Origin of the sequence: Exiguobacterium sp. s130, assembly GCF_018619055.1 — a bacterium.
Taxonomy (GTDB): Bacteria; Bacillota; Bacilli; order Exiguobacteriales; family Exiguobacteriaceae; genus Exiguobacterium_A.
In genome coordinates this window covers 1-246 of sequence record NZ_JACSNI010000021.1, presented here as the reverse complement: position 1 = coordinate 246, position 246 = coordinate 1, and the positions used below count along the sequence as shown (strand labels likewise).

The window sequence follows — 246 nt, the reverse complement described above, 5'->3', positions numbered from 1 at the left end:
GCGACATGTGGAGCTGAGTGATACTAATCGGTCGAGGCCTTGTTCTAGCAGATGCATTGTTGATGACTTCAGTTTTGAGGGCGCGAGCCTTTCAAAAAAACGAAAAAAAGTCTTGACGTTATGTGAACATAATGTTAAGATAATAAATGTCTGGTGGCGATAGCCAAGTGGTCACACCCGTTCCCATGCCGAACACGGAAGTTAAGCACTTGAACGCCGAAAGTAGTTGGGGGCTTCCCCCTGTGA

Annotated in this window: 1 rRNA gene; it reads left to right on the top strand. The window is 46.7% G+C overall.

Features of this window, described 5'->3' with window-relative positions:
• Positions 1 to 149: 149 nt before the first annotated feature.
• Positions 150 to 246, top strand: a 5S ribosomal RNA gene (gene rrf, locus HZS85_RS16650); the annotation flags it as partial.